This is a genomic window from Nocardia sp. NPDC058114 (genome assembly GCF_042884695.1).
Classification (GTDB): Bacteria; Actinomycetota; Actinomycetes; order Mycobacteriales; family Mycobacteriaceae; genus Nocardia.
In genome coordinates this window covers 105,695-132,113 of the sequence record NZ_JBHVTK010000013.1, presented here as the reverse complement: position 1 = coordinate 132,113, position 26,419 = coordinate 105,695, and the positions used below count along the sequence as shown (strand labels likewise).

Genomic DNA, 26,419 nt, shown 5'->3' with positions numbered 1-26,419 from the left:
TCAGGATTCGGCGACGAAGAATTCGTGCTCGGCGTCGGAGACGTCGCGGGCCTCGTCGATCAGCAGCACCGGGATGCCGTTGTCGATCGGGTACGCGCGACGGAGACGCGGGTTGTAGAGCACGCTCACATCGGCTTCGGTGCGCACCAGCTGCAGGGGACCCTTGTCCTGGGGGCAGGCCAGCAGGCCGAGCAGGGTTGCGTCGATGGTGGATTCGTGCGCCATGTGCCTAACCTACCGCGCCCGGCGGAACGAGATGTAGCGGTGTCCGAAGAAGCTCACGACCGCCACCAGACCCATGACGATCACCGAGGCGGGGGCGGCGGGAAACCCGAGGCCGGTAACCGCCAGTTCCACCAGGATCACGTTGAGCACCAGACCACCGGCGTTGACCCCACAGAACGCGAGAAAGTCACGCAGGAGATGGCCGTGCACGCGGAACACCAGGGTGCGGTGCAGCACGAACGCGACGACCGTGCTCACCGCGTAGGCAGCGACAACGGCCAGACCGGGCCTGCCGTCGCCGAGCACCTGCAGCCAGAAAACGACGAGCGCCATGCCGAGCAGGGTGTTGAACCCGCCGACGATCGCGAACGCCAGCTCCTGACGTTTCACGATCCGCAGCAGCGGGCCCGGTGTCTCGAGCACGCCGCCCGCCGCCTCGGCGGTCATCGCACCGCGTTCGCGAGCGCGGTGTCGTCGTCGGCGATCGACTCCGCCGCCGGGGCGTCGAGCTCCTCGTCGTCGGGCTTACGCCCACGCACGTACAGCCACTGGAACACCGCGAGTCCGAGCAGTCCGAGGCCGATCGCGGCGCCGCCGATCTTCCAGCCCGGCGGACGCCAGGTCAGCTCGAGATCGCCGTTCTTCGTCCCGGCCGGAATGTCGACCGCGACGAAACTCTTCGCGACAACCTTGAACGGGATGTCCTTGCCGTCGAGGCTCACCCGGTAGCCCGGCCAGCCCAGACGCGCGAACACGACGCGGCCACCGGCGGCCGAGCTCACGGTGACCCGGCTCGTCGTATCGCTTTCCGAGGTCGAGACCGCGGTGGCGTTCTCGACCGCCGAGATCCGGCCGTTGCGGGTGGAGATCAGGCCGTCCGCACGTTCGAGGACAGAAATGTAGTTCTCGTGGCCGGGGTAGTCGACCCACTTCCACCCCTCGGGCGCGGGCTCTGTCCGCGCGGCCGGGTAGAGCGCGCGTTGCAGCACCACCCGGTCGATGTTCATCAGATCGACGACCGTTTTGCCCGTCGACGGCTCGACCGCGAACGCGCGGCGGTAGGCGTCGGGGCACACGCTGGTGTCCCAGCGCATGCAGAGCATGTCGCCGAACCAGAAGTGACCGTTCGGGGTATAGCCGCTGACATAGGTGCGCTCGATGTCCTTGGCGTAGTTGCCGAACACCAGCGAGCCGTAGGCGCCGTCGAGGGTGCGCTCCCCCGGTTGGATCAGCGCGCGATCGCCGAGCTGCAGCGTGGTCCCCGCGAATTCCGGGAACGCCGCGCGCGCCGCGGCCCGATCGCTGGGCAGATTCCAGCTCATCGGCGTCGGCTGTGCCCGTTCCACCTGGACATACGCGATCGGGGACACCGCGATGATCGCCAGCGCCACCGCCGCCGAGATCCCCTTGTTCACCGCCAGCCACACCAGCGCGGCCCCGAGCGCGGCGATGGCCAGCGCGGCGATCACATGCGCGATCCAGTTGTGTGGGTCGGCGGAGAACGACCGCACCCACAACAACCCGATCAGCACGGCCGCCGCGATACCCCGCGCACGCCAGTCCTTGAAGGTCGCGAACCGCCCGAGCAGCACGCACACCAGCAGCAGCAGACCCAGCGCCACCATCGGCAGCACGCGGGCGGGCCAGCGCAGCGGGCCGATCGTGCCGGGGCCGGCCGTCCACATCAGCGCAGCGATCGCGAACAGGCCGATGCCGCTGAGTTCGCGCCAGGCCGCGCGCGCCTTGCCCCAGTCGATGAACGCCAGGGCCGGAATCAGGAACCAGGCGATGTAGACCACCGGCAGCGGCTGGACGTAACCCCACCACGAGGTGAACGCGGGCAGGGTCGAGGGCAGGCTCGCGTTCAGCGATTCCGACCACGGCACCGTGAGGAACATGTCGTTGTTGATCTGAGCGGTGCCACGCCAGGTGACCTTCGCCGACAGCATGCTCGGCAGGTAGGTCGCCGCTCCGGCCAGCGCCGCCAAGCCGGCCACCGTCAGCAGTTTCAGCGACGGGCGCCAGGTCCGCTGGTAGATCAGCTCACCGACCGCGACAGCGCCGATCATCAGGCCGGCTTCCACCGCCGGGAAGATGTACTGCACCGAGATCGCCAGGTAGAGATACACGAACACGGGGATCGGCCCGCCGCGACCGCGCGAGTAGCGCACGCCCGACGCCCACGCGTGCACCATCCACGCGGTGCCGGTGAAGGCGGTCATCCAGCTGGCCTCGTCGAAGAACAGCAACCAGCCGGTGAACGAAATCGAGACCCCGGCCAGCGCCGCCCACTGCACCCGGGAGCCGTAGGCCAGGCAGATCCGGTAGACGCCGAGTCCGAGGATGATCGCGAAGATCAGCTTCACCACGGTCGCGTACAGCACCAGGTTGTCCACCGAGGGCGCGATGAGATCGATCAGCAACTGCGGCGGATTCAGCAGCCCGGCTTCCTCGATCGAGTAGTTCCCGGCCATCCAGTGCTCGGGCACCATCACCGGCAGATCACCGTTGCGCAGCCGGTTGCCGAGCATCACCCACAGCGGGACGTACTGGGATTCGGTGTCGTCGGTATAGAAGTGCCGAACGTTGGCCAGGAGAACCGCACCATAGCCCGCGATCACTCCGAGGGAGGTGATCAAGCCCCAGATATAGACGGAACGACGGGACGGGGTTCTACTTTCCACCACGAGGACCAGACCCTACAGGCACACGGCCCGACTGGCACCGTCGCACAGCGGGATCGCTTCCACCGACGTGTCACGCGCCGGTGTTAAAGTGCGCACACTGCTGGGTCAATACCTCCGAAACACCGAAAGTGTCCGCGATGCCGATTCCGTCCGCACCTTTGTCCAGGCCCGACACTGTCGTGCGATCGGGCGCGCCCGATCGCAACGGATCGAGCCCGGTGCATTCGGTATCGGTGGTCGTCCCGGTGTATCGGGGCGAGGACACGATCGCGGCACTGGTCGCCGAGCTGGACCGGCTGACGGGCCCGAGTACGACCGCGGCGGGCGCCCGGTTCGCGGTCGAGGAGATCATCCTCGTGCACGACAACGGCCCCGACCGCTCCGATGTCGTCCTGCAGGAACTGGAAGGGTCCTTCCCGCAGGTGCGCGCGGTGTGGTTGAGCCGCAACTTCGGTCAGGACGCGGCGACGATCGCCGGTATGGCGGCGGCACAGGGCGACTGGATCGTCACGATGGACGAGGACGGTCAGCACGACCCCGCGTTCATCGCGGACTTCCTCGACGCGGCGCTGGCCTCGCGCGCGGACCTGGTCTATTCGAAACCGTCCAATACCCGCCCGCACGGCTTCCTGCGCAATCTCACCTCACGCGGCGCCAAGATCGTGCTCGCGACGGTGTTCGCGTTCCCGGATTCGACGCGCTTCGAGAGCTTCCGGCTGATCCGCGGCGACATCGGCCGCCAGCTCGCCGAGGTCGCGGCCAACGGGGTGTACCTGGACGTGGCGCTCACCTGGGTCGTCGGCAATACGGTCTCGGTGCCGGTGGTGCTGCGCGCCGAAGGGCGCGAGGAGTCCGGTTACAACTATCGCCGCCTGTTCTCCCTGTTCTGGAAGATGGTGCTGTGCAGCGGCACTCGCGGCCTGCGGCTGGTGAGCATGCTCGGGGTCACCCTCGCGCTGGCCGGGGTGATCATGGCCGCGGTGGTGATCGTGCAGGCGTTGACGCAGGACAACCACGATCCCGAGGGCTGGGCGTCGATCATCGTCGTGATGTTGCTGTGCTCGGGCGCGATGCTGTTCTCGCTCGGCCTGATCGCCGAGTATCTCGGTGTCGCACTGCACATCCTGGTCGGCAAGCCGCTCTACCTCACCGTGCAGACCCCGACACCGCGCCCGGATACGATGCATGCGCCGGCCGTGAACCATCGAGTCGACGCCGCGGTACCGGCAGCCGCGACGGAGAAGGGCCATCGCGCGTGAGCGACCGCATCATCTTCAGCAGGCCGTTCCGCGCTGCCGCTGAACGCCCCAATCTGATGACCGTGCTCGATTCCGATCACAGTCACGGCGACGGTCAGTTCACCAAGTCGGCGACGGCGAAGATCAAAGCCATCACCGGCGCCGATCACGCGCTGCTCACCACCTCCTGCACGCACGCGCTCGAATTGGGCGCGCTGCTGCTGGAGCTGGGTCCCGACGACGAGGTGATCGTCCCCAGTTTCGCGTTCACTTCCGCGGCCACCTCGATGGCCCTGCGTGGTTCCACCTGCGTGTTCGTCGACATCGACGAGTCCACGGGCAATATCGACCCCGCCGCCGCGGCGGCCGCGATCACCGACCGCACCAAGGCCATCGTGGTGATGCACTACGGCGGTGTCGCCGCCGACATGGAGCCGCTGCTCGCGCTGGCCGCCCAGCACGGCGTGGCGATCATCGAGGACAACGCACACGGTCTGGGCGGCACCTGGCGGGGCAGACAGCTCGGCACGATCGGCACCCTCGGCACGCAGAGTTTCCACGACACGAAGAACGTGCACTGCGGTGAGGGCGGCGCGCTGCTGCTGTCGGACGAGATCCTGATGGGTCGCGCCGAGATCATGCGGGAGAAGGGCACCGACCGCGCTCGCTTCCTGCGCGGCCAGGTCGACAAGTACTCCTGGCAGGACATCGGTTCCAGCTACCTGCCCAGCGAGCTCAACGCCGCCGTGCTCGACGCCCAGCTGGCCGAGTTCGACACCATCCAGGCCAACCGCCACCGCGTGTGGGACACCTACGCGGCCGCGCTGCCCGACTGGGCGGCACGCAACGACGTGCGCCCGATGACGGTGCCCGCCGACGCGGGCCACACCGCGCACCTGTTCTACCTGCGCATGCCCAGCGAGGACAGCCGCGACGGCATCATCGCCCACCTCGCCGAACGCGGCATCGTCGCGCCGTTCCACTACATTCCGCTGGATTCGAGCCCCGCGGGCCTCAAGTACGGCCGGACCCCGGTGCCGTGCACCCGCTCGGCGAACTTCTCGGCGACGATCGTGCGCCTGCCGCTGTGGCCGCTGCTGAGCGAGGCTCAGCTCGGTCGTGTCGTCGACGCGGTCACCGAATACCAGGTGTAACCGCCATCGAACAAAGGCCGCCCGGTTTCTGCCGGGCGGCCTTCGCGTTGTGCGGTCAGCTTCCGCCGAACAGCGTCGCCGCCGCGGCGTTGCCGAGCACTTCGTACGCTTCGGTCTCCCGGTTGTAGATCCAGGTACCCGGTCCAGCCTTGGGCAGACCCGCGGCCTGGATCGCCGATGCCGAGGGGCGGAAGCTGGAACTGCGCGGGATCTCGTCGACGACGTAGACCAGGTCAGGGCGCTGGCCGGGCTCCAGCCCGCGCATCGCCTCGGTGACGTCGCCCGGTTCGATCCGGAACCCGTCACGCACGCTCAGGGCAGCCGCCGCGATCACGCCTGCCGCGGTCTTCAGCCCGAATGCGACCTCCATGTCGACCGGGGTGATGTCGTTGAGCACGTCCACGATCGGCTGGGTGAACACGGGGCCGCGCACGGCACGGATCACGGTGTCGCGACGGTCGACCAACCAGTAGTCACCGTCGCTGTCACGCCGGAACAGGTTCTCCGTCGGCCACCAGGCGTCACCGGCGCGGAACACACCGCGCAGCCCACCGTCGGAGATGTCGCCCCCGTCGACGGCCTTGCCGAGCAGCAGCCCGGGTTCGTTGTCGGCGCAGCGGCGGGCGAACCCGTCGTCGCCGACGAGGATCTGCTCGCTGACCGGGTCGTAGGCGACCAGTTCGACCCGCGCGGTGCCGGGAACCGGCCTGCCCTTCGATCCGATCTTGGCGCCGGTGACATTCGCCAGCACCACGTCGCCGTCGATCGAGGCGTAGAACTCGAGCACCCTGGCCGGGGCGAACTGTTCGATGGTGCGCCGCCACAGACCCGCGGGCATACCGGAACCGATGAACAGCCGGATCGGATGGTTGTGGCCTGCGGGAAAGACCTGGGAGTCGAGCAGGTCGCGCAGCATCGTCCAGGTGTAGGTGACGACGGTGACGCCGTAGCGGTGCACCTCTTCGGCGAACCGGCCCGGATCCATGTCCATCGGCCGAGCGAGCGCGATGCGGCTGCCACCGGCGATCGCCCCGCCGAGGCTCACCAGCAGCCCCGACGAATGGTGCAGTGGCGCAAGGCAGTACACCGTGTCACGACGGTCGAGGTCGGCCGCGCTCGCGGTGCCGAACGCCGACAGGGCCCAGCGGTGGTTGGTGATGTACTTCGCCTCCAGGCGCTCCCCGGAGCCGAGGACGAGCACGAACGCGAGTTCGCGCGCCAGGCCCGGGTTCGGCCGGTACCAGGCGGGCACCCGGACCTTCGCCGGGTCGATCTGCTCGAGGTCGATCACGCGATCGCTGGTCGGCACCGCGAGCGCACGGCTGTCGCCGCCGCCGAGTACCAGCACCCTGGCGGCCGTCGCGGCGGCGGTGCGCAGGTTCTCCGGATCGGCGATCAGCGTCTGCACGCCGGTCAGCTCGATGGCCCGGTCGAGTTCGGCGCCCGGCGCCAGCAGCACCGCGACGGCGCCGATGCGCGAGAGCGCCGCGACCGAGGCCAGGGCGCTCGGACGCGTCTCCATCATGATGCCGACGCGCATGGCGGGGCGGATGCCGACCGAGATCAGGCCGCGCACGACATTGTCGACGCGCTCCTCGACGGCGGCATTGGTGTGCACCCGGTCGTCGAAGAGGACCAGGTCCTTCTGCGGTGCGCGGCTCGCGTGCTCACTGAGCAGTTTGCCGAGCGAGATGCGGGTGTGCGGCTGGATCATCCCGAGCCTGGTCAGCCGGGGCAGTGCCCGTGCCGCCTCCCCTGCCATTTCGAGCGATCCGCGAATCGTGTTGCCCGCGATGCCTTCCAGTGCCTTGCCGACGCCCGCGCCCGCCTCGGCCAGGCCGGCGGCGGTGTGCACCATCCGGGTGGCGGCGGTGCGCGGCGCGTTGCTCGCGACGTGTTCCTGCATGGGCACGATCTGCTCGGGCAGGGTGCCGTTGCCGTCCATCCAGGCGATCCAGTCGCGCACCATCGGCCAGGTGTGGTTGGTGGCCGTCGAACCGGCGACGAGCCCGAAATGGCCTGCCACCAAACTCGCTTCGTACACCTCGGCATTGGGGGCGGCCCGCACGATGCCACGCACCGCGGCGGGCTGACCGATGTCGTCCACCTCGCCGACGAAGGCCAGGATCGGGCACTTGAGCTCAGCGAGCGACACCGGGTGGTCGCGAATCACGAATCCGCCGAGCATCATCCGATTGTGGGCGACGAACTGCTTGAGCAGATCGGCCACCGCCGGACCCGAATACCCCACCCAGCCATCGCTGTTGAGGAAGCGGCGCTGACGTTCCTTGGGCAGCAGCGCTTCCCGATCGTGCAATTGCAGCAGGAAGTCGATGCGCGACTTGGCGGTCTTCACCGGGTCGAGCATCTGGAAGCCGATGCGTACCATCGATTCGGTGATCGGCAGCCGGTGCATCACGTGGTCGGCGAGGAAATCGGCGACTTCGGAAACCAGACCGTAGGGCAGACCGAACGGCATCCCGTTGACGATGTCGACAGGGCTGCCGAAGGTGACGATGGAGGCCACGCCCTTGCCGTAGCGGTAGGCAGTGGTCTGGTAGGCGAACATGCCGCCCTGGGAGTACCCCATCACATGCAGCTGCGCGCCGGTGGCCTCACAGACGGTGTCGATGGCGGAGTTCACCGCGAGCACGTGGTCGGCCAGGTCGCGTTCCCAGCCGCCCTCCTCGGTCGCGGGTGAGCCGAAATCGATGACCCAGCAGTCGATTCCGCTCTCGTGCAGAATGCCGACCGCGCCGCCTGCCGCGTTGACGTCCCAGATGTCGGCGTTCACCATCAACGGTGGCACCAGCAGCGCCACCGGACGCCCCGGCGTCGTATCGTCGGGGAAGTAATGTCGCAGCCGGTACATGCGTCGGCGCTCGACGACCTCGAAGGGCGAGGACTCGACATCGTGTGACAACCCGCCGAAGCGGATCACCTCCAGCCCGTTCTGCGCGGTAGCCAGCAACCGCTGCACCGAACCGACCACACCTTTTGGACTGATATCCACCGTTCCCACCTGGCCCTACCTGCTCAAAGTGACACACCTCACACACCCCGATGTGCTCATATGAGCTTGCCACATCGGACCTCCATTATGTGTCGGCTGTGACAGGCCGCATGTTCCGGCGATTCGAATCACATGCCCCGCTCAACGGCCGATAACACTGAGGTCACAACTCTCGTACGGTTCGCCGTCAGGCCGAGATCGCCCGGGAACCGGCAGCCCAGGGCAGAGGTGGCCGCCGCGATGCGGCCGAGCATCGGCACAGAGAGCACATCGCGGGCGACTCCCGGACACCCAGCTGTCCGCAATCGCCTCCCGCACAACGGTTCTCCCGGTCATCACCATGTTTTCCCGAATATCCGGCGCGCGGCCACCGCAACCGCCTACCATCGTTATCGTCCGGAACGTACTGACACGCATCAGATTTCGTGTAACACCGTTTCACACGCCCGGTTATCCGCGCAGGACCATTCGCTTCGCACCATGACCCACACCCGAGCCTGTCGCGCATTGTCGCGCCACACAGGTCGATCGGCCGTGCCGATTTCCGTCCCGAGGTGAGGACATATCCCATGACCATCGAAATGCCGTTGCCCACAGACAATTCCGTGCGCAAGAGCCTGAGTACCACGGCCGCGCACAAACTGACACATACCACCAAATCCGAACCGCAGATGCAGGGCATCAGCTCGCGCTGGCTCTCACGCGCACTGCCATGGGTGCAGGTCGCGGGCGGTATCTACCGGGTCAACCGCAGGCTCACCCACACCGTCGGCAACGGCGAGGTGGAATTCGTCGTCGACGGATCCCGGGCCAGGGTGATTCCGCAGGAACTCCGTGAGCTTCCGCCGCTGCGCACTATCGACGACGACGAACTCCTGCGCCCGCTCGCGGACAAATTCGTGCAATACGACCTCGATCCGGGATCGGTCGTCGCCGAATTCGGCAATCCGATGGATCAGGTGATCCTCGTCGTGCACGGAAAACTCGCCCGGCTCGGCTCCGGTCAATACGGCGAGTCGACCAAACTCGGCCTGCTGTCCGGCGGCGACTATTACGGCGAGGAAATGCTCACCGATCCTTCGGCGATCTGGCCGGACACGGTCAAGACGGTAACCAGGACCACCATTCTCTGCCTGCCGAGACAACAATTCGAGCAATTTCTCGAACTGAACCCGGAGCTGGATCAGATCCGCACCGAAGCGGCCCAGCGGTCGAGCCGGCTGCAGAACTCCAAGGGTGAAGCCGATATCGAGATCTCCTCCGGCCACTCCGGCGAACCGCTGCTCGAGGGCACCTTCGTCGACTACGACGCCAGCCCCCGCGAATACGAACTCAGCCTTGCCCAGAGCGTGCTGCGCGTGCACACCCGCGTCGCCGACCTGTTCAACGATCCGATGAACCAGGTCGACCAGCAGTTGCGGCTCACCGTCGAGGCGCTCTACGAGCGACGCGAGTACGACCTGGTGAACAATGCCGAGTTCGGCCTGCTGCACAACTGCGACCTCAAACAGCGCATCACCACCGAATCCGGCGCGCCGACCCCTGACGACATGGACGAGCTGCTCAGCATGCGGCGCGGCACCAAATTCTTTCTCGCACATCCGAAAGCGATCGCCGCGTTCGGTCGCGAGTGTTCGCGTCGCGGTCTGTACCCCGACCCGGTGGAGTACCAGGGGCACCGGGTGCCCGCTTGGCGCGGCGTGCCCCTGCTGCCGTGCGGCAAGATCCCGGTCAGCGACACCCAGACCACATCGATCATGGCGATGCGCATCGGTGAGAAGGATCAGGGCGTCGTGGGGCTGCATCAGACCGGAATTCCCGATGAATACGAGCCGAGCCTCAACGTCCGGTTCAAGCAGATCGACGACCAGTCGATCATGTCGTACCTGGTGAGCTGCTATTACTCCGCGGCCGTCCTCGTTCCCGATGCGCTCGGCGTGCTGGACGACGTGCTCGTCGCGCGTCGCGCCGACTGATCGGCGCGGACCGTGTCCATCCTCACCAGGGTCGGCGCTCCCATCGCGGCAGGCGATCTGGCTGTCGCGGTGGCGGCCCTGCTGCACGGCGCCGCCGCCCCGGCCGACCTGTTCTCCGGCACCGCGACGCTCCCCCGACGCACCCCCGGTGCGCCCACCGGCTCCGTCACGCCACGTCGTCTTCGCGGACCGACCGGGATAGGCACGTCCGGCCTGCGATTGTTCCCGGCACAGGATCTTCCTGCCGCTCCCGCTGCGGAGACGACGAATTCCACTGGGCAACAGCCGATTCCCGCTCTCTACTGCCCACCTCCCGAGCGTGACGACCCGGCGCTGGCCGAGGCCGTCAACGCGGGCCTGCTCGCCTGGGCCACCGAGATCGGCCTCTACGAAGGCCGTCTCGACGAGCTCGCCAAGGCCGACTTCGGCCGGTTGATCATGCTCGCCCATCCCGATTGCGACGATCCCGACCGGCTACTGGCCGTCGCTCGCTGCGCGGTGGCGGAATGGTCGGTCGACGACTACTACTGCGAGGAGGACGCCCCTGGCGACACCGCACCCGACGGCACACCGTCCAGCGCCGCCGCCGAACTCGGGCCACGGCTCGAATTGGCCGCCGCCGCAATGGATCCGGCCCATCTCCCCGCGCGGTACGCGCCGAGGCTCGAACAGGCCATGCAGGCCGACCCGATCCTGCGCGCGTTCCGCACCTCGTTCGCGCACCTGGCGGGGTACGCGAGCCCGGCGCAGCTGGCCCGGTTACGCACCGAGATCGCGGGGTGGTTCATCGCGCTCGGCGCCGAGGCGGGCTGGCGCACCGCGGACCGGATGCCACCGGTCTGGGAGTACCTGACCAATCGGCAGCCACACAGTTTCCTGCCGTGTATGGCACCGATCGACGCGGTCGGCGGCTACGAACTCACCGCCGCCGACTACGCCGACCCGGCGGTGCGGCGGGTGACCACCACCGCCGCGCTGGCCGCCCAGATGGTGAACGACCTGTATTCGATGGCGCGCGAGGACCTTTCGGGTGGCAGGGAGTTCAACCTGCCGACGGTCCTGGCCGCCGAGGAGGGCTGCAGCCGGGCCGACGCCGTGCTGCGCACCGCCCAGATCCACGACGAACTGATGCATCGCTTCGAACGGGAGGCGGCCCCCCTCGCCGCCTCGGGCTCACCCCAGCTGCGCCGCTTCCTGGCCGGGCTGTGGGCCTGGATGGGCGGCAACCGCGCCTGGCACGCGGGCAGCCGCCGCTACCACGACATCGCACCAGGAGAGGACGACAGATGACCATCGTCAACAGCCCCGACCGCTCGGTCCTGCGCACCACCTATCAGCGTTCGGTCGCCGCGTACTGGAACAACAATCCCAACGACGACCGGGTCAATACCGAACTGGGCAAGGTCGACGGCCTCTACCACCACCACTACGGCATCGGCGAACCCGATTGGTCGGTACTGGACGGCCCGGAGAAGACCCGGCAGGAACGGATCGTGCGCGAGCTACACCGCCTCGAGACCGCCCAGGCCGACTGTCTGCTCGACAACCTCGGCGCCATCACCCCCGACGACCGGCTGATCGACGGTGGCTCGGGCCGCGGCGGCACCAGTTTCATGGCCGCCGATCGCTTCGGCTGCCACGTCGACGGCGTGAGCATCTCCGAATACCAGGTCGGCTTCGCCAACGATCAGGCCGAGGCCCGCGGCGTGACCGAACGGGTCGGGTTCCACTTCCGCAATATGCTCGACACCGGCTTCGTCGACGAGTCGGCCCGGGCCATCTGGACCAACGAAACCACCATGTACGTGGACCTTTTCGATCTCTTCGACGAATTCGCTCGCGTGCTCGAACCGGGTGGGCGCTATGTGTGCATCACCGGCTGCTCCAACGATGTCACCGGCGGCCGATCCGCCTCGGTCAGCTGGATCGACGCGCACTACGGCTGCATGATCCATCCGCGCAGCGAGTACTTCCGCGCACTGTCCGACAGCGGCCTGGTCCCCACCACGGTCGTCGACCTCACGCCCGACACCATCCCGTACTGGGAGTTGCGCACCCATTCCGAGCTCGCCACCGGCGTCGAACAGCCGTTCCTCACCGCCTACCGCGAGGGCAGCTTCCAGTACCTGATGATCGTCGCCGATAAGGTGGCCAGGTGACCGATAAGCTCGCCGACCCGTCGACCGACCGCGAAACCATGCTCGTCGAGCTGGTCGACGAATCAGGCGCGGCGATCGGAGCGTGCTCGGTGGCCGATGCCCATCGGCCACCGGGCACGCTCCACCGCGCCTTCTCCGTGCTGCTGTTCGACTCGCACGGACACGTCCTGCTCCAGCAGCGCGCGGCGGTGAAGACCCGGTTCCCGCTCCAGTGGGCGAACACCTGCTGTGGGCATCCGCTGCCGGGCCAAAGCGTTGTCGAGGCGGCCGCGATCCGGTTACGCGAGGAGTTCGGGATGGCGGCCGACCTCACGAAGGTCGGCGTGTTCACCTACCTCGCCGGCGACGAGAAGACCGGCCGTGTCGAGCACGAGTACGACCACGTCCTGATCGGCGTGGTCGGCGATGTGCCGCCGCGGCCGGACCCGGCCGAGATCGCCCGCTGGGCGTGGGTCCCCCCGCAGGAGGTGCGTGCGGATCTGGCGGAGAACCCCGGCAAGTTCACGCCGTGGCTGTCCCAGGTGCTCGAGATCGCCGACCAGGCACACGAGCGCTGACCCGGCTGTCCCTGCTTCCTTTCTCGTCTCGGGTGCTCCCGTGGCGATCAACCGGTTAGATGCGCATATCTATATTTGTAGATGGTTCAGAGTTCCTTGGGGAACTCACAGGCTCACCACAGTCCGTGACCAGGCCGCCCGGCGAAACTGGACATCGAACGGTCCGCACGATGGCGAGTGAGGTAGCGATGGTCGAGGTCGAGATCAACGACGACACGGTGACGGTCAATGTGCTCGGTGGGCATCGCCTGCTCGCCCTGCGCCAGCAGGTCGTGATCGACCGCGCCGCGATCACCGAGATCGCCACCGCCGAAGTGGACCTGCGGCCCCCGTGGGTCCGCGCGCCCGGCACCTTCATCCCCGGCGTGATCGCCGCGGGCGTCTACCGAGGCAAGGGCCGCAAAGAGTTCTGGGACACCACTTTCGGCGGCAGCGCCGTGCGGATCGACCTGGACGGGCCGGACTTCACCCGTCTGGTCGTCGACGTCGACGATCTCACCGCGGTGCTGAACGCGCTGAGCACCGAGACCGCCGGCGTCTGAGCGGCATTCACGAACCGAAGGATTCCAGCAGTCCCGCGTAGGTCTTCGGCGGCGGCGTCGCGAACTCTCCCCTACCCGACTTGCGCAGGCCCATCGTCAGCAGCGACTGCACGGTCAATGTCGCCGCCGCGACGCCGTCGATCACCGGCACCCCGATCTCGTCGCGAATGTGCGCGCACAGCTCCGCCATTCCGGCGCACCCGAGCACCACAGCATCTGACCCGTCCTGCGCGACGGCGACCCGGCACGCCTCGGTGACGATCTTGCGCGCGTCCGGGTCGGTGTCGAGGGCGAGTACCGGGATCTCGCACGCGTGGATCCCCCGGCAGAACCGCTGCATCCCATAGTGTTCCGCGAGATCGGCCGCTCGCCCGATGGTGCGGCCGAGCGTCGTGACGACACTGAATCCGCGGCCGAGATGACTCGCGGCGTGCATGGCCGCCTCGGCGATCCCGATCACCGGCCCCGTCGCCAGTTCCCGTGCGGCGTCCAGGCCCGGATCACCGAAGCAGGCGATGACATACCCGTCCACACCGTCGGCCTCGCCCTGCCGGATCGCGGCGAGCAGGCCCGGCACGCTCATCGCCTCGTCGTAGTGGCTCTCGATCGAAGCGGGCCCGATCTCGGAGGTGACCGCGTCGAGCAGTGTGCCCCGGCCCGCGACGGCCAGCGCACACTGCTCGATCGTGTCGGTCATCGCCCGCGTGGTGTTCGGGTTGACGACCCGGATGCGCATCAGACACCGACCTCCTCGGCAGCGGCCGTCCGCGCGGCGCCCGTCAGCAGGTAGTAGAGGGCGAAGCCGATGCCGCACCCGATGAACCAGCTGTATTGGGCGGCGGAGTGCATGCCGGGCAGGCTGTTGGCCAGCACCGGGAACACCGCCACCGCGGCGGCCACCGCGGTCGCGATGATCGCGGCCGGGTGATAGCCCTTCGCGTAGTAATACGTCCCCTGCTCCGACATCGTGAACAGGTCGTCGACGACCACCTTCTGCTTGCGCACCAAGTAGTAATCGCAGATCAGCACCCCGAACAGCGGTCCGATGAAGGCCCCGAGAACCTCGAGGGTGTAGTGGATGACGTCAGGATTGTTGTACAGATTCCAGGGGGTGATCAGCACGGAACCGACCGCCGCGATCATGCCGCCCGCCCGCCAGCTGATCCGCTGCGGACTGACGTTCGAGAAATCGAAAGCCGGCGAGATGAAGTTCGCGACGATATTGATCCCGATGGTGGCGACCGTGAAGGTGAGGGCGCCGAGCACGATCGCGAAAGTGGAATCGATCTCGGCGACGGTGGCGACCGGATCGGTGATGAGCTCGCCGTACACCGGCAATGTCAGGGAGGCGGTGACCACCACCAGTACCGAGAAGACCAGGAAATTCACCGGAAGCCCGAGGAAGTTCCCCTTCTTCACCGCGGCGAAGCTCTTGCCGTATCGGGAGAAGTCACCGAAATTGAGCATCGGCCCCGAGAAATACGACACGACGAGTGCGATCGCGCCGAGCATCACCGGCACCGACGCCCAGCCGGTGTATTTCACATCGCCGAGTTTCAGGTCGATGGCACTCCAGCCCGCCTTCGCGATGAGGTAGCCGCAGAGCAGGAACATGACGACGTAGACGGCGGGACCGCAGAAGTCGATGAACTTGCGGATCGATTCCATGCCGCGCCAGAACACGCACGCCTGCACCACCCACAGCAGCAGGAAGCTGCCCCAGCCCAGGGCCGACAGTCCGAGGAACCCGTAGTCGGCGGTGACGGCGTATGGGGCCAATCCCGGAAACAGTTTCACCAGAACGACATCCAGCGCCGCCGACGCGAGGAAAGTCTGAATGCCGTACCAGGCCACCGCGATCAGACCGCGGATGATCGCGGGGATATTCGCGCCGAGCACGCCGAACGCACTGCGGCAGATCACCGGATAGGGTACCCCGGTCATCTGACTGGGTTTCGCCACCAGATTACAGAAGAAGTACACGATGGTGATGCCGATGAGCAGTGCGGCGAGTACTTGCCAACTGGCCAGTCCGAGTGCGAAAAGGCTTCCCGCCGTGACATATCCGCCGACGCTGTGCACGTCTGACATCCAGAACGCGAAGATATTGTAAGTGCCCCAGCTCTGCTTGCGCAGCGGCGCCAGATCCTCGTTCGTCAGCCGCGGGTCGTACGTGGGCGGTTCGCCGGCGGGAACCGCCGAGGACGTAAGGGTGTCGGTCATGATCGTTCCCGTCCGAAAGGGTACATCTGCTGAACTGACGGTAAGTATCAGCAATTGCCCAGCGGTTTCCCGGGAATTTCGCGCCTATTGCACCGAAGATATATCTTCCGGCGCGAGCAGCCCGGTATCAGTCGGCAGGGTCGCGACCACGGTTTCCAGCCTGCGATGGTGTTCCTCGGCGGCGATGAGCAGACGGTCGACATCGCGGGCGAGGAACGCGTCGAGCATGGCGATGTGGTCGATGTGCAGGCGCTCGCGGTCGAGTCGGTCGATGTGGACCATCGACTGCACCGGCTCGGTGACATTCCACGCGGCTTCGAGCATGTACAGCAGCCGGAACATCCGTGACGGCCGCGTCAGCGCTACGTGGAAGCTGCGGGACTGACGCTGGTACGACTCGGGATCGTCGTCGAGGATGGCGCGTTCGAGCAGGTCGTTCACCGCGAGCAGGTGCGCGCGTTCGGCCTCGTCGGCGTGCAGCGCGGCCGCGGCGAGTGATGCCGTCTCCAAAGTGTCACGCACGATGTACATTTCGCGCAGTTCACGGGCGGTGAGCTGGGCCACCTGGTAGCCGCGCTGCTGACGGTGGGTGACCAGGCCCTCCCCGATCAGCGTCTTGAGCGCCTCACGGACCGGGATGTGACTCACCCCGAACAGCTCGGCGACTTCGCGCAGCGGGATCACGGTGCACGGCGGTACGGCACCGTCGAGGATCACCCGGCGCAGTTCGCCCAGAATCACTTGCGGTCGGCCTGGCTCATCGACCACAAGCCTTGCGAGCAGCGCCGATCGTCGTCTCGGGGGCATGCAAGCATGCTATGGACCGCGTATTGCGTGCGCGGTGTTCGGTGTGACAGTTAGGAAACGATCACCGTACCGACCGGTCCCTAGTGTGTGATGGCATGCTCGAAGGATGGGAGTTTCGACAGCGCAGTCGGTGGATCGCCGTTTCGTCCGCTTGGTCACCGTCTTCGACCATCTGTTCCGCAAGCCCTCGCACGGCGGTGGCGCACTGTGCGTGTATCTGCACGGCGAGCCCGTCGTCGATGTGTGGGCGGGCTACGCGAGCCCTGGTGTGCCGTGGACGGCGGACTCGGTGGCGTTGGGCTTCTCCACCGGAAAAGGCGTGGCTTCCACCGTGATTCATCAGCTGGCCGATCGGGGACAGCTCGACTACGACAGCCCGGTCGCCGAGTACTGGCCGGAGTTCGCCGCGGCGGGCAAGGCCGCCATCACCGTGCGCGATGTACTCACCCACCGCGCCGGCCTGCACCGGCTGCGTGGCCTGCTGCCCGGGCCGATCGAGAGTTTCCTCGATGACGCTGCCGTCACCGCCGCGCTGGCCGCCGCCACTCCCGATCCGCGGCATCGGGTCACCAGCGGCTATCACGGAATCAGCTACGGGCACTTGGCCGCCGAGATCGTCGCGCGGGTGACCGGCCGCGCATTCGTCGATGTGGTGCGCACCGAACTGGCCGAACCTCTCGATGCCGAAGAACTCTGGTTCCGGGTGCCGCACGATCAGCGCCACCGCATCGCCACCACCTTCCCGCGCCTGCGCGCCGCGGGCATGGACTGGGACACCGGCTCCGATCTGCTCACCCGTACCCGTTTCGCCGCCGCCGCGGAGACCACCCCGCGCGGGTTCGCCGACCTGATCGTCGATGAGCGCGTCCACGATTCGGTGATGCCCGGCGTGAACGGTGTCTTCTCCGCCCGCGCGCTCGCCCGCGTGTATGCCGCCCTGGCCAACGGCGGCGAACTCGACGGCACCCGCATCCTCTCCCCCGGCTCGATCCCCCGCTTCGCCGCGCGCCAGGTCTTCACCCCCGACTACGTCCTGGCGTTCCGCATCCCCTGGGCCATGGGCTTCCACGGCGTCCCGATGAAACCCTCCAAGGCCGACCCGATCTCCGCCTTCGGCCACTTCGGCCTCGGCGGCTCCGGCGCCTTCGCCGATCCCGAAACCGGCCTCTCCCTGGCCTTCGTCACCAATCGTCTCGGCGGCAAACTCACCCCGCTCGGCGACGCCCGCCTCACCCGCCTCGGCACCATCGCCCACAACATCGCGAAGTCCTCGCAACTGCGCTGAGCCACTCGCCGGTCGGTTGATCACTGCACAATATGGACGCAACACCGGGATACCCGACTGGCGATGCCGAACCTGGCACCATGTGGCCGATGGAGACCGTGGGACTGGAGCGGATCGAGGAAGCCGCGCGATTGCTGGCGCCGGTGATTCGACGGACACCGATCGTGGGGTCGCGGGTGTTGTCGGAGCGGGCGGGTACGCAGGTGCTGCTCAAATGCGAGAACCTGCAGCGGACCGGGTCGTTCAAACCGCGCGGGGCCTACAACCGGATCGCCCATCTCCCGGCGGCGGATCGCGCGCGGGGCGTGGTGGCAGCCAGCGCCGGCAACCATGCGCAGGGGGTGGCGTGGGCGGCGAGCGAGCTCGGGATCGCCTCGACGGTGTTCATGCCGGTCGGGGCCTCGCTGCCGAAGCTCGTCGCGACGCGCGCCTACGGTGCCGACGTGCATCTGGTGGGCGACACGATCGACGAATCCTTGGATGCCGCACAGGAATTCGCCGATCGGACCGGCGCGACCCTGATCCATCCTTTCGACCATCCCGACATCGTCGCCGGTCAGGCGACGGTCGCGCTGGAAATCCTCGAACAGGTTCCCGAGGTGGGCACGGTCGTCGTGCCCACCGGTGGTGGCGGGTTGCTCGCGGGTGTCGCGGTGGCGTTGCACGCGCTGGCGCCGAATGTCCGGGTGATCGGCGTGCAGGCGGCCGAGGCGGCGGCGTGGCCGGATTCGCTGGCGGCGGGCAGGCCGGTCCGGGTGCCACGGATGTCGACGATGGCCGACGGTATCGCGGTCGGACTACCCGGCGCGGTGCCCTTCGCCCATGTCGCCGAGCTGGTGTCCGAGATCGTCACCGTCGACGAGGACGCCCTGTCCAGGGCCCTGTTGCTCTGCCTGGAACGGGCCAAACTCGTCGTCGAACCCGCGGGTGCGGCGGGCGTGGCCGCCTTGCTCACCTCCGCTCTCGAAGATCTGCCCGGCCCGGTGGTGACCATCGTGTCGGGCGGGAATATCGACCCGCTGTTACTCACGCGCGTGATCGGCCACGGTCTCAGCGCCGCGGGCCGCTACCTGGCCATGCACGTGACGATCGACGACCGGCCAGGCGCCCTGTCCGCGCTGCTCGCCGTGGTCGGGCGCGCCGGCGCGAGCGTGGTGGATGTCGTGCACTCGCGAACGGGGCCGTGGCTGGCCGTCGACGAGGTCGAGGTGTCGCTCACCGTGGAAACCCGCGGCTCCGCGCACCGCGACGACGTTCTGGACGCACTGCGTGACTCGGGTTTCCGCGTACACGCCGAGCTCTAGAACCCCGTGCGCGCACCGGGTTCCCGCACCACGCGCCCGGGGATCACCGCGTCAGTGCGCCATTTTCAGCCCGACCACACCGGCGACGATCATCACCAGGAACACGGCCTTCACGACCGAGAAAGCTTCCGCGCCGGTGACCATGGCATAGACGACGGTCAGGACGGCGCCGATGCCCACCCAGACCGCGTACGCGGTGCCGACGGGGAGATCGCGCATGGCCAGCGCCAGCCCGGTCATGCTGGCTGCCAGGGCTACGCCGAAAACCACGGTCGGGACGAGCCGGGTGAACCCTTCGGTCCGGCCCAGCGCGGTGGCCCACACTGCTTCCAGCACACCGGAGATGACGAGCAGAATCCACGACATGACGAGCCTCCTGTGGCCGTCTTGTCGCGTTCCGGGTACGGCTACCCTCGTCCGGGAGCCCCGTTCGGGCTCACTGCCAAGTTGTCACACCGGCAATCTCTTGGCAAGCGGGTGGTGGGTGAAGTCACCACCTCCCCGCCTCAGCTCAACCAGGCGCGAGCGTCGTCCGCGGTCTTGCGGACCTCGTCGAGCTGTTCGGCCACACGCACACCGGCGGTGCCACCCCGCGCGTTACGCGAGGCGATCGAACCCTGCACCGTGAGCACCTCGCGCACACCGGCGGTGAGCGCGGGGTCGACGGCGGCGAACTCCTCGTCGGTCAGCTCGTCGAGACCGACACCGCGCGCCTCGGCGACGCGCACGCACGCACCGGCCGCCTCGTGGGCGACGCGGAACGGAACACCTCGGCGCACCATCCATTCCGCGATATCGGTGGCGAGGGTGAACCCGGCGGGTGCGAGTTCGGCCATCCGGTCGGTGTGAAAGGTCAGGGTGGCGACCAGGCCCGCGATGGCGGGCAGGAGCAGTTCGAGCTGGGCGACCGAGTCGAAGACCGGCTCTTTGTCTTCCTGCAGGTCCCGGTTGTACGCCAGCGGTTGGGCTTTCAGCGTGGCGAGCAGGCCGGTCAGGTTGCCGATCAGGCGGCCCGCCTTGCCACGGGTGAGCTCGGAGACATCGGGGTTCTTCTTCTGCGGCATGATCGACGAACCGGTGGACCAGGCGTCGGCCAAGGTCACGTAGCCGAATTCCGGTGTGCTCCAGATGATGACCTCTTCGGCCATCCGGCTCAGATCGACGCCGATCATGGCCAGCACGAAGGCGGCCTCGGCGGCGAAGTCACGCGAGGAGGTGGCGTCGATCGAATTGGCGGCGGAGGCGGTGAAGTCCAGTTCGGCGGCGATCTGCTCGGGATCGAGGCCCAGCGAGGAACCGGCCAGCGCGCCCGAACCGTACGGGGAGATGGCGGCGCGCTTGTCGAAGTCGCGCAGGCGTTCCAGATCGCGCAGCAGCGGATGCGCGTGGGCGAGCAGGTGATGCGAGAGCAGTACCGGCTGGGCAGCCTGGAGGTGGGTCTTGCCCGGCATCACGGCGTCGGGATGCGCGGCGGCCTGCGCGACCAGCGCGTCGACCACGTCGAGCACACCGGCGGCGACGCGACGCACACCGTCGCGCAGCCACATCCGGAACAGGGTCGCCACCTGGTCGTTGCGCGAACGACCGGCCCGCAGCCGACCACCGAGCTCGGTCCCGACCCGCTCGATCAGGCCACGCTCGAGCGCACCGTGCACATCCTCGTCGGAGTCGGCGGGGCCGTAGGCACCGGAGGCGACATCGGCCGCGAGCGCGTCGAGACCGGCCAGCATGGCGGGCAGATCCTCGTCGGCGAGCAGCCCGGCCTTGTGCAGCACGCGAGCATGCGCCTTGGACGCGCGGATGTCATACGGAGCCAGCACCCAGTCGAAGTGGGTCGACTTGCTCAGCGCCGCCATCGCCTCGGCCGGACCGGAAGCGAATCGCCCACCCCAGAGCGCACCTTCGTTGGTTCCACTATGGGTCATCGTGTGCCCTCTCCTGGGTATAGGCGGTCGCGCTCACAGTCGCACATCGGCTGCCAGCGCACGAAGGGCAACCGAATCGAGCCTACGGTTGCCGACTGATCTAGCGAGAACATGGGTAACTCATCGGGCACGCCCAGAACAGGTGTACACCTCAGGCGAGCCCGGAACCGACGCCAACCGCCCCCTACGACCGGCAGAAGTCGCGGGGAGGCGGGAAGGCGGCGGGCGTGCTTACTTCTGGTTCAGGTCGCGGCGGGCGGCGACCTTGGAGGACAGGCCGTGGATCTGCACGAAGCCCTTGGCCAGCGACTGGTCGAAGGTGTCGCCCTCGTCGTAGGTGGCCAGGTTGAAGTCGTAGAGCGACTGCTCGGAGCGACGGCCGTTGACCACCGCGGACCCGCCGTGCAGCACCATCCGGATCTCGCCGGTGACGGTCTGCTGGGTGTCGGAGATGAAGGCGTCGAGTGCGCGCTTGAGCGGGGAGAACCACAGGCCGTCGTAGGCCAGCTCGCCCCAGCGCTGCTCGACCTGCCGCTTGTAGCGGGCCAGCTCGCGCTCGACGGTGACGGCTTCGAGCGCCTGGTGCGCGGTGATCAGCGCGATGGCGCCCGGCGCCTCGTAGATCTCGCGGCTCTTGATGCCGACGAGGCGGTCCTCGACCATGTCGAGACGGCCCACGCCCTGACGGCCGGCGCGGGTGTTCATCTCCTCGATGGCCTGCAGCACCGAGACGGGACGGCCGTCGATGGCGACCGGCACACCCTTCTCGAAGGTGATGATGACCTCGTCGGGCGCCTCGAAGTTCACCGTCGGGTCGGCGGTGTAGTCGTAGACGTCCTTGGTGGGCGCGTTCCACAGGTCCTCGAGGAACCCGGTCTCGACCGCGCGGCCCCACACGTTCTGGTCGATGGAGAACGGCGACTTCTTGGTGACGTTGATCGGCAGGCGGTTCTGCTCGGCGAAGGCGATGGCCTTCTCCCGGGTCCAGGCGTAGTCGCGGACCGGGGCGATGACCTCGAGGTCGGGCGCGAGCGCGCCGATGCCGACCTCGAAGCGGACCTGGTCGTTGCCCTTGCCGGTGCAGCCGTGCGAGACGGTGGTGGCGTTGTGGAACTTCGCGGCCTCGACCAGGTGCTTGACGATCAGCGGGCGGCTGATGGCCGAGACGAGCGGGTACTGGCCCATGTACATGGCGTTGGCCTGGATGGTGGGCAGGCAGTACTCGTCGGCGAACTCGTCGCGCGCGTCGACCACGATGGCCTCCACGGCGCCGCAGTCGAGTGCGCGCTGTCGGATCGCGCTCATGTCCTCGCCGCCCTGGCCCAGGTCGATGGCCACGGCCACCACCTCGGAACCGGTCTCCTTCGCGATCCAGCTGATGGCGACGGAGGTGTCAAGCCCACCGGAGTAGGCGAGTACGACGCGATCGGACATGTCTGTTGTGCTCCTCGAAGTCTGGTACGTAAAAAGGGCTGCCCTGAGCAGTATGGATGCTCCGGCCGCCGGTCGGCTCACGCCGTTGCTACAAATGATTATGCATGATGATGCAATCTCATTCATAACCGGGGGGGTACAGCCTCGGACCTACGCCGGTGAAATAGCCGATCACCTGCGACGACACCATCGCAGCCCTTGGCGAGTACTCTCGGCTATGAGACGCTGGTCACAGCAGATAGCCATCAGGTCGGGACCGAAGGAGAGCCATCATGCAGTCGCTACGTGATTTCGCCGAGGCCAACTACGACCTGATCGGAACGGTTGTCATCGGACTCGGGAACCTCAGCCTGACGGTGGCCAAGGCTGTCATCGACCTCGGCACTCCCCTGCTCCAGGGATTCTTCGCCTGACTCACCGACCTCGAATCCAGGGAGCACATCATGGATGAAGTCCTGCAGTTCCTCTCCGACAATTACGAGGCAGGCGCCGCCCTCGGCCTCTATGTCGGCCGTGCCGTCTTCGAGATCACCGCCCCACTGACCCTGCTGATCCTGAACTTCCTCAACTCCTGACTCCTCACCTGTGGCACTCTGGGAGAGCACTATTCGGCTCGCCACACGTGAGGACGAACAAGATGCTCCACTACATCGCGCAGGAATTCTCGACCCTCGGCAACGGTGTTCTCGATGTCGGTAGAGCAGTCGTCGAGCTGGTCCAGAACATCATCGACATCGCCACGCCGAATAATCGCGGTGGCGGCGCGGGCGGCGGGCAGTACCCGTTCAACTGAAGACCACATCCCAGCTTTCGGCGTGAGTTACCGCTGAAGGCACAGTCACGCGGCTAGTGTGCGAATCATGACCGACGATGTGCGGCTCGATGTCGGCTCCGCGGGTCTCACGATCGCCCCCGGCGACGGCGGCGCGATCCACAGCCTGACCGTCGACGGCACCGAGCTGCTCCGGCAGGATCCGGGCACCGGCTGTTTCGTCATGGCACCGTGGGCAGGTCGGCTCGGCGACGGCGAACTGACCGTCGGCGACCACACGTATCAGATGCCGATCAACAACCCGCCGCACAGCATTCACGGCACCGCCCGCGACGGAGTGTGGGAGGTGGTCGCGGCTTCGCCGACGGAGGCGACGGTCAGTCATCGTCTGCGCGATCCGTGGCCGTTCGCGGGCACGGTCACCCAGACGTTCACCCTCACCGACACCGGCCTCACCCTGGCGATGCGCATCGCCACCGACCACGACGCCTTCCCCGCCCAGGGCGGCTGGCATCCGTGGTTCCTGCGCGAAGTCCCGCCCGCGACCGGGCCGGTGCGGCTCGATTTCGACCCGGCATGGCAGTACGAACGCGGCGACGACTACCTGCCCACCGGCCGCGAGATCGCGCCGACGCCGCCACCGTGGGACGACTGCTTCGGCATGCCCGACGGCGTTCTCGCCCGCCTCACCTGGCCCGGATTCCTGGCATTCACCATCACCAGCCCCGTCCATGACGTCGTCGTCTGGACCCTGCCGGAGCAATCCCTGTCGGTGGAGGCCCAGTCCGGCCCACCCAACGGCCTGAACACCGCACCCCGGATGGTCACACCCGACTCTCCACTCGATGTCCACGTCGACTGGACATGGCAACGCCTGTCGCGGAACCGAACGACTCCGCAGCCCGAGTAGCCCAGCACCACCGCCGATTACGGTGATTGCGTGCCGATCACGTTCGCCCATCCCGTCGCGGTGCTGCCCTTCGCTCGATATCTCCCCCTTCCCGCACTCGTCGCGGGATCCATCGCCCCCGACGTCGTCTACTACCTGCCCGGCCCCCTGTCCGGCACCACAACCCACTCGGTTGTCGGCGTTCTGTGCTGGGACCTGCTGATCGGCCTGGTGCTACTCGTCGCTTTCCGGCTTTCCGCCGGCCCGGCCTCGGCGCTTCTCGGCCTGGCGCCCGCCTCGTCCCCTGATCCCAGATCAGCGGGGCTCGCGGCGGTTTCGGCGGTCACCGCCCTGGTACTCGGTACCGCGACACACGTGGTCTGGGATTCTTTCACTCAGACAACAGGTTTCGTGGTCCAGCACTCGGCTCTGTTGCGGACGTCGGTCATCGAGCCGCACAAGACCTACAACGTCCTCGGCTATCTCTCCTCTCTCGCCGGAACGGTGGTCCTCACCTACCTCGTGGTGCGCCGCACCCGGCGCAAGGTTCGCCCACCCACGTGGACGCACCGGGCCGTCGTCGCCGTGCTGCTCACCGCGCCGGTCATCGGTGTGGCACTCGCCGTCGACGACCCGGTCACCCGGGTCAGTACCTACGACCTGATCCGACACACGATCGTCGGTGCGGCTCGGGCGACGGTTGTCGCCTGGGCCGTCTACGCCGCGCTCTGGCACCTCGGCGCAGGTCGCGTGCGCTCACCGCGGCGAGCGGACGCTGCGGAAGGTGAGCGCGACCAGGAAGGTCAGGGCGGCGATGACGGCGGCTGCCGCGAAGGCGGCGGTCATGCCGCCGACCAGGGCGTGGGTCGGTGAACCGCCCGCGTCGCGCGCGGCGGTGCCGAAGATCGTCACCAGGATCGCCAAGCCCAGCGCGCCGCCGGTCTGCTGCATGGTCTGCAGGGCGCCGCCCGCCGCACCCGCCTCGTCGGGCGAGACCGTGGACATGATGATCACGTTCAGCGGCGAGAACGCCAACCCGATACCGCAGCCCATCGCGACCATCGCCACGAACAGCAGGGGGAAATAGCCGGAGTCCTCCGAAAGCCTGGTCAGCAGCACGAGTCCGATGACCATGGCGACGGCGCCGGTGAGCGTCACCGGCTTCGGGCCCAAGCGTGCCAATAGTCGCGGGATCAGCCGGATCATGGTGAACATCAGTACCGCTGTGGGCAGGAACGCGAAACCCGTTGCCAGCGAGCTCATTCCCAGCACATCCTGCAGATATTGCGTGAGGAAGAAGAACATCGACATGCCTGCCATCGGCCCGAGGAACATGTTCAGATAGCCGGCGGCGCGGTTGCGATCGGCGAACAGGTGCAGCGGCAGAAGTGGTTGTGGCGCACGCAGTTCGATCGCGATGAAGGCGGCCAGCAAGGCCGCCCCGACCGCGAGCCAGATATCGGTGCCCGCCGCGCCCCAACCGTGCGAGGCGGCACTGATGAAACCGTAGACCAGGGCGGCCACGCCCGCGGTCGCCGTCACCGCGCCCGGCAGGTCGAGCCGGGCGGCGCGACGCGGCAAATCGGGCAGGTACCGCAGTGCGAGTACCGCGATGACCAGGCCGAACGGCACATTGATGAACAGCACCGAGCGCCAGCCGAACCATTCCGTGAGCAACCCGCCGACGATCAAGCCGATCGCGAATCCGGCGCTGGACATCCCGGAGAACAAGGCGAGCACCCGGATTCGAGCCTTGGGCTCGGTGAACGTAGTGGTCAGGAGCGCAAGGGTATTCGGCCCGGCCATGGCGCCGCCGATGCCCTGGAGCACGCGGGCCGCGAGCAACCACCCGGCCGACGGCGCCAGGCCACCGGCCAGCGAGGCCACGGTGAACAGCACCACGCCCGCGATGAACAGGGTGCGCCTGCCGAACAGGTCGCCCGCGCGGCCGCCGAGCAGCAACAGGCCGCCGAAGACGAGGGTGTAGGAGTTCATCACCCAGGACAGGCCGGTTGCACTGAACTCGAGGTCGGCCCTGATGTGCGGCAGCGCCACATTCATCACGGTGATGTCGAGGATGATCATGAGCTGACAGGTCAGCAAAGTGACCAGGACGAGCCGTGGCCGAACCCGGTCCACCTGGGGTTTTTCCAAGAAAGTGGTGGTAGTCAAGAACGCTCCATCAGAAAGGAACTCAAACGGAGAGAGTCTCCGTTTATGACAGAGCTA

General features: G+C 67.4%; 25 protein-coding genes and 1 riboswitch. Of the genes, 14 read left to right on the top strand and 11 right to left on the bottom strand.

The features are described 5' to 3' along the window. The 3 genes from ACFVVI_RS32215 to ACFVVI_RS32205 are packed head-to-tail and all read right to left on the bottom strand — an operon-like array spanning position 1 to position 2,864. The gene (locus tag ACFVVI_RS32215; protein WP_378636876.1) at positions 1–225 is read right to left on the bottom strand and encodes a Trm112 family protein; all 225 of its coding nucleotides are present in this window, start codon (positions 223–225) and stop codon (positions 1–3) included. A gap of 9 nt (positions 226–234) precedes the next feature. Then, positions 235–672 carry a GtrA family protein gene (locus ACFVVI_RS32210; protein WP_378994263.1) on the bottom strand — a complete coding sequence of 146 codons (438 nt, stop codon included), beginning with the start codon at positions 670–672 and terminating at the stop codon, positions 235–237. Next, positions 669–2,864 (bottom strand): hypothetical protein, encoded by a 2,196-nt coding sequence (locus ACFVVI_RS32205; protein WP_378994261.1) that lies wholly within the window; start codon positions 2,862–2,864, stop codon positions 669–671. Before ACFVVI_RS32205 ends, ACFVVI_RS32210 begins: the two co-directional genes overlap by 4 nt. 266 nt (positions 2,865–3,130) lie before the next feature. Here ACFVVI_RS32205 and ACFVVI_RS32200 point away from each other — a divergent pair, with 266 nt between their 5' ends. Together ACFVVI_RS32200 and rffA are read left to right on the top strand one after the other, a co-directional pair. Beyond that, complete coding sequence (locus ACFVVI_RS32200) at positions 3,131–4,171, top strand: glycosyltransferase (RefSeq protein ID WP_378994259.1); 1,041 nt, start codon at positions 3,131–3,133, stop codon at positions 4,169–4,171. Next, on the top strand, positions 4,168–5,304 hold the full coding sequence (gene rffA / locus ACFVVI_RS32195) for a dTDP-4-amino-4,6-dideoxygalactose transaminase (RefSeq protein ID WP_378994257.1): 1,137 nt from the start codon (positions 4,168–4,170) through the stop codon (positions 5,302–5,304). The genes ACFVVI_RS32200 and rffA overlap by 4 nt, the downstream gene beginning before the upstream one ends. Before the next feature lie 55 nt (positions 5,305–5,359). Here the strand turns inward: rffA and ACFVVI_RS32190 are convergent, their stop codons facing one another. Beyond that, complete coding sequence (locus ACFVVI_RS32190; RefSeq protein ID WP_378994255.1) at positions 5,360–8,317, bottom strand: AMP-binding protein; 2,958 nt, start codon at positions 8,315–8,317, stop codon at positions 5,360–5,362. A 569-nt stretch (positions 8,318–8,886) separates the two neighbouring features. On the opposite strand from ACFVVI_RS32190, the gene ACFVVI_RS32185 reads away from it, so the two are divergent. The 5 genes from ACFVVI_RS32185 to ACFVVI_RS32165 all read left to right on the top strand — a co-directional run bounded on the left by ACFVVI_RS32185 (position 8,887) and on the right by ACFVVI_RS32165 (position 13,551). After that, positions 8,887–10,293, top strand: a complete 1,407-nt coding sequence (locus ACFVVI_RS32185; RefSeq protein WP_387448187.1) for a family 2B encapsulin nanocompartment shell protein — start codon at positions 8,887–8,889, stop codon at positions 10,291–10,293. Between the two features lie 12 nt (positions 10,294–10,305). Continuing rightward, on the top strand, positions 10,306–11,583 hold the full coding sequence (locus tag ACFVVI_RS32180; protein ID WP_387448185.1) for a family 2 encapsulin nanocompartment cargo protein terpene cyclase: 1,278 nt from the start codon (positions 10,306–10,308) through the stop codon (positions 11,581–11,583). Beyond that, positions 11,580–12,452: a geranyl diphosphate 2-C-methyltransferase gene (locus ACFVVI_RS32175; RefSeq protein WP_387448183.1), complete on the top strand. Its 873-nt coding sequence runs from the start codon at positions 11,580–11,582 to the stop codon at positions 12,450–12,452. The genes ACFVVI_RS32180 and ACFVVI_RS32175 overlap by 4 nt, the downstream gene beginning before the upstream one ends. Further along, the gene (gene idi, locus ACFVVI_RS32170; RefSeq protein WP_387448181.1) at positions 12,449–13,009 is read left to right on the top strand and encodes an isopentenyl-diphosphate Delta-isomerase; all 561 of its coding nucleotides are present in this window, start codon (positions 12,449–12,451) and stop codon (positions 13,007–13,009) included. The genes ACFVVI_RS32175 and idi overlap by 4 nt, the downstream gene beginning before the upstream one ends. A gap of 170 nt (positions 13,010–13,179) precedes the next feature. Next, complete coding sequence (locus tag ACFVVI_RS32165) at positions 13,180–13,551, top strand: hypothetical protein (protein WP_379314312.1); 372 nt, start codon at positions 13,180–13,182, stop codon at positions 13,549–13,551. 7 nt (positions 13,552–13,558) lie between these two features. Here the strand turns inward: ACFVVI_RS32165 and ACFVVI_RS32160 are convergent, their stop codons facing one another. From ACFVVI_RS32160 to ACFVVI_RS32150, 3 genes are all read right to left on the bottom strand, one after another. After that, positions 13,559–14,287 carry an aspartate/glutamate racemase family protein gene (locus tag ACFVVI_RS32160; RefSeq protein ID WP_387448179.1) on the bottom strand — a complete coding sequence of 243 codons (729 nt, stop codon included), beginning with the start codon at positions 14,285–14,287 and terminating at the stop codon, positions 13,559–13,561. Then, a complete protein-coding gene (locus tag ACFVVI_RS32155; RefSeq protein WP_387448177.1) occupies positions 14,287–15,774 on the bottom strand; it encodes an NCS1 family nucleobase:cation symporter-1 in 1,488 nt (495 codons plus the stop codon). Before ACFVVI_RS32155 ends, ACFVVI_RS32160 begins: the two co-directional genes overlap by 1 nt. Positions 15,775–15,858: 84 nt before the next feature. Continuing rightward, the gene (locus ACFVVI_RS32150) at positions 15,859–16,581 is read right to left on the bottom strand and encodes a GntR family transcriptional regulator (protein ID WP_387448175.1); all 723 of its coding nucleotides are present in this window, start codon (positions 16,579–16,581) and stop codon (positions 15,859–15,861) included. A 106-nt stretch (positions 16,582–16,687) separates the two neighbouring features. Between ACFVVI_RS32150 and ACFVVI_RS32145 the strand changes: the two genes are divergently transcribed. Together ACFVVI_RS32145 and ilvA are read left to right on the top strand one after the other, a co-directional pair. Next, entirely contained in the window at positions 16,688–17,866 is a 1,179-nt protein-coding gene (locus ACFVVI_RS32145; RefSeq protein ID WP_378994238.1) for a serine hydrolase domain-containing protein, read from the top strand. An 80-nt stretch (positions 17,867–17,946) separates the two neighbouring features. Beyond that, entirely contained in the window at positions 17,947–19,170 is a 1,224-nt protein-coding gene (gene ilvA, locus ACFVVI_RS32140) for a threonine ammonia-lyase (RefSeq protein WP_387448213.1), read from the top strand. Positions 19,171–19,221: 51 nt separating this feature from the next. On the opposite strand, the gene ACFVVI_RS32135 is transcribed toward ilvA, so the two are convergent. The 3 genes from ACFVVI_RS32135 to ACFVVI_RS32125 form a co-directional block, all read right to left on the bottom strand. Then, entirely contained in the window at positions 19,222–19,536 is a 315-nt protein-coding gene (locus ACFVVI_RS32135; protein WP_358114922.1) for a multidrug efflux SMR transporter, read from the bottom strand. Between the two features lie 10 nt (positions 19,537–19,546). After that, positions 19,547–19,611: riboswitch (guanidine-III (ykkC-III) riboswitch) on the bottom strand. Between the two features lie 65 nt (positions 19,612–19,676). Next, entirely contained in the window at positions 19,677–21,095 is a 1,419-nt protein-coding gene (argH, locus tag ACFVVI_RS32130; RefSeq protein ID WP_378636916.1) for an argininosuccinate lyase, read from the bottom strand. Between the two features lie 231 nt (positions 21,096–21,326). Further along, positions 21,327–22,529, bottom strand: coding sequence for an argininosuccinate synthase (locus ACFVVI_RS32125; RefSeq protein ID WP_387448172.1), 1,203 nt, complete (start codon positions 22,527–22,529; stop codon positions 21,327–21,329). 272 nt (positions 22,530–22,801) lie between these two features. On the opposite strand from ACFVVI_RS32125, the gene ACFVVI_RS32120 reads away from it, so the two are divergent. The 5 genes from ACFVVI_RS32120 to ACFVVI_RS32100 all read left to right on the top strand — a co-directional run bounded on the left by ACFVVI_RS32120 (position 22,802) and on the right by ACFVVI_RS32100 (position 25,063). Further along, positions 22,802–22,942, top strand: coding sequence for a hypothetical protein (locus ACFVVI_RS32120; protein ID WP_266287497.1), 141 nt, complete (start codon positions 22,802–22,804; stop codon positions 22,940–22,942). Positions 22,943–22,972: 30 nt separating this feature from the next. After that, positions 22,973–23,104 (top strand): hypothetical protein, encoded by a 132-nt coding sequence (locus ACFVVI_RS32115; RefSeq protein WP_255284563.1) that lies wholly within the window; start codon positions 22,973–22,975, stop codon positions 23,102–23,104. 62 nt (positions 23,105–23,166) lie between these two features. Continuing rightward, complete coding sequence (locus ACFVVI_RS32110; RefSeq protein WP_378994231.1) at positions 23,167–23,322, top strand: hypothetical protein; 156 nt, start codon at positions 23,167–23,169, stop codon at positions 23,320–23,322. Between the two features lie 67 nt (positions 23,323–23,389). Next, positions 23,390–24,211, top strand: coding sequence for an aldose 1-epimerase (locus ACFVVI_RS32105; RefSeq protein ID WP_387448169.1), 822 nt, complete (start codon positions 23,390–23,392; stop codon positions 24,209–24,211). Between the two features lie 30 nt (positions 24,212–24,241). After that, a complete protein-coding gene (locus tag ACFVVI_RS32100; RefSeq protein ID WP_387448167.1) occupies positions 24,242–25,063 on the top strand; it encodes a DUF4184 family protein in 822 nt (273 codons plus the stop codon). On the opposite strand, the gene ACFVVI_RS32095 is transcribed toward ACFVVI_RS32100, so the two are convergent. Then, on the bottom strand, positions 24,947–26,362 hold the full coding sequence (locus tag ACFVVI_RS32095; protein WP_387448165.1) for an MFS transporter: 1,416 nt from the start codon (positions 26,360–26,362) through the stop codon (positions 24,947–24,949). The genes ACFVVI_RS32100 and ACFVVI_RS32095 overlap by 117 nt on opposite strands. Positions 26,363–26,419 lie beyond the last annotated feature (57 nt).